The sequence below is a fragment of the Thalassococcus sp. BH17M4-6 genome (genome assembly GCF_049323015.1).
Lineage (GTDB): Bacteria > Pseudomonadota > Alphaproteobacteria > Rhodobacterales > Rhodobacteraceae > Puniceibacterium.
Map to the genome: position 1 here is coordinate 115,264 of NZ_JBMPGU010000013.1, position 7,180 is coordinate 122,443.

The window sequence follows — 7,180 nt, forward strand, 5'->3', positions numbered from 1 at the left end:
GGGGCGAGGGACATGGATTTTCACGAGATACAGTTTCCGGCGCGGCTGAGCTTCGGCTCTGTTGGCGGGCCGGAGCGGCGCACGGATGTGGTGACGCTGGCCAGCGGCTTCGAGGAGCGCAACACCCCCTGGGCGCATGCGCGACGCCGGTATGATGCGGGCATCGGGCTCCGGTCGCTTGACGATATCGCCGTACTGATCGCGTTCTTCGAGGCGCGGCGCGGGCAGCTTATCGGGTTTCGCTGGAAGGACTGGTCGGATTTCAAGTCCTGCCGTCCGTCGCAGAAGCCGCGCTATGACGATCAGGTCATTGCCATCGCCGACGGCGAGCGGACCGCCTTTCCGCTGATCAAGACCTACCGGTCGGGCCATGCCACCTACGACCGTCCAATCAAGAAACCGGTCGAGGGCACGGTGCGCGTGGGCATCCAGTCGGATGAACAGCAGGACGGCATCGACTACACGGTCGATGTCACTACCGGCGTCGTCACCTTTGCCCGCCCGCCGCTGGCCGATGTCGAGATCAGCGCTGGCTTTGAGTTCGACGTGCCGGTGCGGTTCGATACCGATCGCATTCAGACCAGCGTTGCCAGTTTTCAGGCGGGCGACGCGCCCGATGTGCCGGTTGTGGAGGTGCGAATCTGATGGAGATGCAGGCAGAACTTGGCGCGCATCTGGCCACCGGGCTGACCAATGTCGCCCGCGCGTGGGAGGTGAAGCGCAAAGACGGCATGCGGTTGGGGTTCACCGATCACGACCTTGATCTGGCCTTCGTCGGGCTGACCTTTCGCGCCGATACCGGCATGACCGCCATGACGCTGCAGCAGGGCACGGGCCTGTCGGTGGACAACACCGAAGCGATGGGTGCGCTCAGCGATGCGGCAATCACCGAGGCGGATATCGCCGCGGGCCGCTATGACGGCGCCGAGGTGCTGGCCTGGTTGGTCAATTGGAAAGACGTGAGCCAGCGGCAGATGCTGTTTCGCGGCACGATCGGAGAGATCAGGCGCGCGGGCGGTGCGTTCCACGCAGAGTTGCGGGGGCTGGGCGAGCTGCTCAACCGGCCCGTGGGGCGGATATTTCAGAAACCCTGCACCGCCGTCTTGGGCGACAGCGCGTGCCGGTTCGAGACGGATGTGCCGGGCTACACCTACGAAGGCGCTCTGGTCGCCACGGATGGCGCGCGAATGCTGAACTTTGGCCCCTTGGGCGGGTTCGATCAGGGCTGGTTCCAGCGCGGCCGCGCCGAGGTGTGGACCGGTCCGGCGAAGGGGCTGAGCGGCGCAATCAAGCGCGACCTGATCGCAGGGGACGGTGCGCGGGTGATCGAGCTTTGGGAGCCGCTGCGCGCCGATCTGTCGGTCGGCGACCGGGTGCGGATCGTGGCGGGCTGCGATAAGCGGTTCGAGACCTGTCGGCTCAAGTTCAACAACGTCCTGAACTTTCAGGGCTTTCCCGACATTCCCGAAGACGACTGGCTGCTGACGCATCCGACCCAGGCGAAAAGCCAGAGCGGAGGCAGCCGCAGATGAGTGCAGACCGGATCGTCATTGCGGCGCGCGGCTGGATCGGCACGCCCTATGTGCACCAGGCCTCGGTCCGTGGGGCGGGGAGCGATTGCCTTGGCCTGTTGCGCGGCGTCTGGCGCGAGGTGCTGGGCGCCGAGCCCGAGGCGGTGCCCGCCTACACCATGGACTGGTCCGAACCGCAGGGCGAGGAGCGGTTGTGGCAGGCAGCACTGCGGCACTTGTCACCGAAAGCGGTGGCAGACGATGCAGCGGGGGATGTGTTGCTGTTTCGAATGCGCTCTGGGTCGGTGGCCAAGCATCTGGGCCTGCAAAGCGCCATCGGTGCGGGGGCGGCTTTTGTGCATGCCTATTCCGGCCATGGCGTCATTGAAAGCGCGCTGAGCGCGCCCTGGCGGCGGCGGATCGCGGCGCGCTTTGCCTTTCCAACGGAGTCTGTGTGATGGCGACTATCCTTTTCTCTGCGGTCGGGGCCGCCATCGGCGGATCGGTGGGCGGGTCGGTTCTGGGCCTGTCGGCTGTGGCGGTGGGCCGGTTTGTGGGCGCCACGCTGGGCCGGGCGCTGGATCAGCGGCTGATGGGCCAGGGGGCCGAAACGGTCGAGACCGGCAAGGTCGACCGCTTTCGCCTGACGGGTGCCGGCGAAGGCGCGGCCATCGCGCAGGTTTACGGCCGGATGCGTGTGGGCGGGCATGTGATCTGGGCCACGGAGTTTCGCGAGAAGGTAAAGACCAGCGGCGGCGGCAAGGGCGGCCCGCCGCAGCCCGAGGTCAAGCAATACAGCTATTCCGTCAGCCTGGCGCTGGCCTTGTGCGAAGGCGAGATCACCGGGGTCAACCGCGTCTGGGCGGACGGCGCGGAAATCCCTTTGCGCGATCTCAACATGCGGGTGCATAAGGGCACTGGCGACCAGCTGCCCGACGCCAAGATCGAGGCGGTCGAAGGCACCGGCACCGTGCCGGCCTATCGCGGGCTCGCCTACGTGGTGATCGAGGATCTGGCGCTGTCGCCCTTCGGCAACCGCGTGCCGCAGTTCAATTTCGAGGTGACGCGCCCCGACCAGTCCGATCCGGACGACGTGACCGATGCGATCCGCGGCGTCGCGATGATTCCAGGCACGGGCGAATATGCGCTGGCGACAGAGCCTGTGACGGTCGTCAACGACAGCGGCGGAAAGAGCCTGGCCAACGTGAACTCCCCTTCCGAAGAGCCTGATTTCACGACCTCTTTCCGCATGTTGCAGGACGAGGTGCCGAACTGCGGGGCGGTGTCGCTGGTGGTCAGCTGGTTCGGCGACGACCTGCGCTGCGGGCATTGCAGCCTGCGGCCCAAAGTCGAACAAGCGGAATACGACGGCAAGTCGATGAAATGGCGGGTGTCTGGGCTGACTCGCGATCTGGCGCAGCAGGTGCCAGACTTGGGCGGACGGCCCGTTTATGGCGGCACACCCACCGATCAGTCGGTGGTGCAGGCTATCCGGCATATGGCCGAGGCCGGGCAGAAGGTCATGTTCTATCCATTTATCCTGATGGATCAGATGGCCGACAACACGCGGCCCGATCCCTACAGCGACGCCGAAACCCAGCCCGCCTTGCCGTGGCGCGGCCGCATCACGCTTAGCACCGCGCCGGGTCGCACCGGATCGCCCGACGGCACGGCGCAGGCGGATGCCGAGGTCGCGGCGTTTTTCGGCACCGCCACGGCGGCCGATTTCGGCGAGGAGGAGGACGGGTTCGAGACCGTCTTTGGCACCTTCAATGCCACCCGCTACGTGACCTACACCGGGCCGGAGGAGTGGAGCTACCGCCGTTTCATCCTGCACAATGCCGCGCTTTGCCGCCTCGCTGGCGGGGTCGACGCATTCTGCATCGGGTCGGAAATGCGCGGGCTGACGCAGATTCGGGGCGCCAACGGCTTTGCCGCCGTGGCGGCGCTGCGCGAGCTGGCAAACGAGGTGCGCACCATCCTGGGGCCGGAGGTCAAGATCGGCTATGCCGCCGACTGGAGCGAGTATTTCGGCTATCACCCGCAGGACGGATCGGGGGACGTCTTCTTTCACCTCGACCCGCTCTGGGCGGACCCGCAGATCAATTTTGTCGGCATCGACAATTACATGCCTCTGTCGGACTGGCGCGATGGCGATGACCATGCCGACGCCGATTGGCGGTCGATCTATAACGAGGATTACCTGCGCGCCAATATCGAAGGCGGCGAAGGGTACGACTGGTACTATCCGTCGCCCGAGGCCGAGACGTTCCAGCGCCGCGACCCGATCACCGACGGGGCCTATGATGAGCCCTGGATCTTTCGCTACAAGGACATCCGCAACTGGTGGGGCCGCGCGCACTACGAGCGCATCGGCGGTTTGCGGCAGGACAATCCCACCGCGTGGGAGCCGGAATCGAAACCGATCTGGTTCACCGAACTGGGCTGTCCGGCAGTGGACAAGGGCACCAACCAGCCCAATGTCTTTGTCGACCCGAAATCCTCGGAATCCTCTTTGCCGAAGTTTTCCAACGGCTTGCGCGACGAACTGATTCAGCGCCAATATCTGCGGGCGATGCATGCCTACTGGTCCGACCCGGCCAACAACCCGGTGTCGGAAGACTACGGCACGCCGATGCTGGACATGAGCCATGCCTTCGTCTGGACCTGGGACGCGCGGCCCTATCCGTGGTTTCCGGGCAACGATGCGCTATGGACCGATGGCCCGAACTATCGGCGCGGACACTGGATCACGGGGCGGATATCGGGCCGTACGCTGGCGTCGGTCGTAGCGGAAATCTGCGAACGGGTCGGGCTGACGGCCTATGACGTCAGCCGATTGCACGGGTTCGTGCGCGGCTACGGAGTGTCAGAGGTGACCGATGCCCGCCGCGCGCTGCAACCGCTGATGCTGGCCTATGGTTTCGACGCGATCGAGCGCGGCGGGGCGCTGGTCTTTCGCATGCGCACAGGGCTGCGGGCGACGAAGATAGACCGCGACGCTCTGGCGGTGACCGAAGAGATCGACGGCGATCTGTCGGAAACCCGGGGACCCGAGGCCGAGATGGCCGGCCGCGTGCGCCTGCGCTTTGTTCAGTCGGATGGCGATCACCAGGTCGTGGCCGAAGAAACCGTGCTGCCGGACGAGGCCACCCATGCGGTGGCTGAAAGCGACGTGCCGCTGGCGCTCACCCGGGCCGAAGCACGCCAGACGGTCGAGCGCTGGCTGAGCGAGGCGCGCCTGGCCCGCGACACGCTGCGCTTTGCCCTTCCGCCGTCGAGGCTGCACCTGGGGGCCGGGGACATCGTCACGCTGCCGGGGGCCGAGGGGCCGACGCTGGCGCGCATCGACCGGGTCGAGATTACCGAACAGCAGCTGATCGAGGCGGTGCGGATCGAACCCGATACCTATCTGCCGTCGGATTTCCCGGACGATGGCGCGTCTTTGCGGCCTTTCACGCCCGCCGTGCCGGTCGACCCGGTGTTCATGGACCTGCCGCTCATGACCGGCGACGAGGTACCGCATGCGCCGCACCTGGCGATCCGCGCCGATCCCTGGCCGGGCAGCATCGCGGTTTACGATTCCGCCCTCGATGCGGATTACGCGCTGAACCAGATCATCGCGGCGCAGGCGTCGGTCGGCGTCAGCCAAAGCCCGATGTTCGCAGCACCCGCCGGGCGGATCGACCGGGGGCCGGACCTGCAGGTGCGGATGGGCTTTGGCAAGCTGGCGGCGACGGGCGATGCGGGGCTTTTGGCCGGACGCAACCTGGTGGCCATCGGTGACGGCACACCGGGCAACTGGGAGCTTTTCCAGTTCCGCGACGCGCAGCTGATCGGGCCGCGGCAGTGGCTGTTGTCGCATCGCTTGCGCGGGCAGTTCGGCACCGACGGCATCATGCCCGAGGTCTGGCCGCAGGGGTCGGTGGTCGTGCTGATGGATGCGGTGCCGGTGCAGATCGCCTTGGCCGCCGCGGCGCGGGGCGTCGCGCGGCACTACCGCATCGGACCGGCGCGCAGGCCGTTGGATGATCCGTCCTACACCTACGAAACCCACGCTTTTGACGGCAACGGGTTGCGCCCGTACCGGCCCGCGCACCTGAGCGTGCGGCCCGCGGGGGCTGGCCTCAGGGTCGACTGGATTCGCCGCACGCGGATCGACGGCGACCCATGGAACGGCCCCGAGGTGCCGTTGGGCGAGGACTCTGAGGTCTACCTGCTGCGTGTCCGGCAAGGCGCATCGGTCCTGCGCGAGGTGGAGCTGACAGCGCCGCAGTGGTCCTACACCGCAGCGATGCGCGCGGCGGATGCGATCACGGGCGAGTATGAAATCGCGGTGGCACAGGTGTCGCAGCGCTTTGGCCCCGGGCCATTTGCCAGCCTGCGGCTCAGCGCCTGAGGGGACGTTGCGGAGGGTCCGACCCTAGCCTGAAGCGCAGGACATGCAGCGCGTGGCGGTTGGATCAAGCTCTAGCCGGGCCGGGGCGATGGCATCGCCGCAGTCGTCGCAATAGCCGAACTCGCCTTCTTCGATCCGCTGCAAGGCGGCGCGCAGACCGCGTTTCTGCGCGTCGCGGCGGCCTTGCGCGGCCTTGGCCATCGCCTGGCTTTGCAGTGCGTCCATCCGGCTGAGCCGCCCGACCGATTGCTGATCCAGCGACACGACCGCCTGGCCATCCTTGCCCAGGCGGTCGTCCTCGTCCAGGGCGGCCAGCCTGTCGCGGATCAGCGCGGCGAAGCGGGCAAGGGCTGTCTCATCTGTGATCGCGATCGCCTCCATCAAAGGTTTGCGTTTTCCCCGGCCGACCCTATCTGCTAAACTCGTCCTGTCAAAGGAGAGGCGCCATGGCTGAAAAACGCGCGAAGATCGCAGAACTCGACCCGGTCTGGGCCCGCATCATGCGCGAGGCCGAAGAGGCCGTGGTGCAGGAGCCGCTGTTGGGCGGGCTCGTGCATTATTCGGTGTTGCACCATACCACGATCGAGGGGGCGCTGGCCTACCGCATCTCGCTCAAGCTGGCCTCGGGCGAGATGTCCGAACAGATCCTGCGCGAAATTTGCGACGAGGCCTATGCCTCGGATCCCGAACTCGCCATGGCCGCGCGGGCCGATATCGTCGCGGTCTATGAACGCGACCCGGCGTGCCACCGGTTTCTGCAGCCGCTGATGTTCTTCAAGGGCTTCCAGGCGGTGCAATGCTACCGCATCGCCAACTGGCTTTATCGCGAAGGCCGCCGCGACCTGGCGTACCTTTTCCAGATGCGCTGTTCCGAGGTCTTCGGTGTCGACATCCACCCTGCCGCGCGGATCGGCAAGGGTATCATGATCGACCATGCGCATTCCATCGTGATCGGCGAAACCGCCGTGGTGGGCGACAACGTGTCGATGCTGCATTCGGTGACCCTGGGTGGCACCGGCAAGGAAGAAGAGGACCGCCATCCCAAGATCGGGGACGGCGTGCTGATCGGCGCGGGCGCCAAGGTTCTGGGCAATATCAAGGTCGGCAACTGCAGCCGCGTTGCGGCCGGTTCGGTGGTTCTGGAAGAAGTGCCGCCGTGCAAGACCGTGGCCGGCGTGCCCGCGCGCATCGTCGGTGAGGCCGGCTGCCCGCAGCCGTCGATCACGATGAACCAGCTGATCCGCGGCGGCGCGTGACGGCGAGCACGTAG

Annotated in this window: 6 protein-coding genes; 5 read left to right on the forward strand and 1 reads right to left on the reverse strand. The window is 66.5% G+C overall.

What is annotated here, in order from left to right; all coding sequences use genetic code 11:
- Positions 1 to 12 precede the first annotated feature (12 nt).
- Genes ACOXXX_RS17395 through ACOXXX_RS17410 form a run of 4 tightly spaced genes read left to right on the forward strand, consistent with a single transcriptional unit; the run spans position 13 to position 5,910 of the window.
- Positions 13 to 645, forward strand: coding sequence for a phage distal tail protein, Rcc01695 family (locus ACOXXX_RS17395; protein WP_422827876.1), 633 nt, complete (start codon positions 13 to 15; stop codon positions 643 to 645).
- The gene (locus ACOXXX_RS17400) at positions 645 to 1,532 is read left to right on the forward strand and encodes a DUF2163 domain-containing protein (protein ID WP_422827877.1); all 888 of its coding nucleotides are present in this window, start codon (positions 645 to 647) and stop codon (positions 1,530 to 1,532) included. Before ACOXXX_RS17395 ends, ACOXXX_RS17400 begins: the two co-directional genes overlap by 1 nt.
- Positions 1,529 to 1,969: a peptidase gene (locus ACOXXX_RS17405; protein WP_422827878.1), complete on the forward strand. Its 441-nt coding sequence runs from the start codon at positions 1,529 to 1,531 to the stop codon at positions 1,967 to 1,969. Before ACOXXX_RS17400 ends, ACOXXX_RS17405 begins: the two co-directional genes overlap by 4 nt.
- Positions 1,969 to 5,910: a baseplate multidomain protein megatron gene (locus ACOXXX_RS17410; protein ID WP_422827879.1), complete on the forward strand. Its 3,942-nt coding sequence runs from the start codon at positions 1,969 to 1,971 to the stop codon at positions 5,908 to 5,910. Before ACOXXX_RS17405 ends, ACOXXX_RS17410 begins: the two co-directional genes overlap by 1 nt.
- A gap of 24 nt (positions 5,911 to 5,934) precedes the next feature.
- Here ACOXXX_RS17410 and ACOXXX_RS17415 read toward each other — a convergent pair whose 3' ends face one another.
- Positions 5,935 to 6,291 (reverse strand): TraR/DksA family transcriptional regulator, encoded by a 357-nt coding sequence (locus tag ACOXXX_RS17415; RefSeq protein WP_422827880.1) that lies wholly within the window; start codon positions 6,289 to 6,291, stop codon positions 5,935 to 5,937.
- A gap of 65 nt (positions 6,292 to 6,356) precedes the next feature.
- Here ACOXXX_RS17415 and cysE point away from each other — a divergent pair, with 65 nt between their 5' ends.
- Positions 6,357 to 7,166 (forward strand): serine O-acetyltransferase, encoded by an 810-nt coding sequence (gene cysE, locus ACOXXX_RS17420; protein ID WP_422827881.1) that lies wholly within the window; start codon positions 6,357 to 6,359, stop codon positions 7,164 to 7,166.
- Positions 7,167 to 7,180 lie beyond the last annotated feature (14 nt).

What these genes read in the sequence shown, in the direction of transcription:
- ACOXXX_RS17395 (WP_422827876.1), top strand. Translation starts at nt 13, where the DNA reads ATGGATTTTCACGAGATACAGTTTCCGGCGCGGCTGAGCTTCGGCTCT.
- ACOXXX_RS17400 (WP_422827877.1), top strand. Translation starts at nt 645, where the DNA reads ATGGAGATGCAGGCAGAACTTGGCGCGCATCTGGCCACCGGGCTGACC.
- ACOXXX_RS17405 (WP_422827878.1), top strand. Translation starts at nt 1,529, where the DNA reads ATGAGTGCAGACCGGATCGTCATTGCGGCGCGCGGCTGGATCGGCACG.
- ACOXXX_RS17410 (WP_422827879.1), top strand. Translation starts at nt 1,969, where the DNA reads ATGGCGACTATCCTTTTCTCTGCGGTCGGGGCCGCCATCGGCGGATCG.
- ACOXXX_RS17415 (WP_422827880.1), bottom strand. Translation starts at nt 6,291, where the DNA reads ATGGAGGCGATCGCGATCACAGATGAGACAGCCCTTGCCCGCTTCGCC.
- cysE (WP_422827881.1), top strand. Translation starts at nt 6,357, where the DNA reads ATGGCTGAAAAACGCGCGAAGATCGCAGAACTCGACCCGGTCTGGGCC.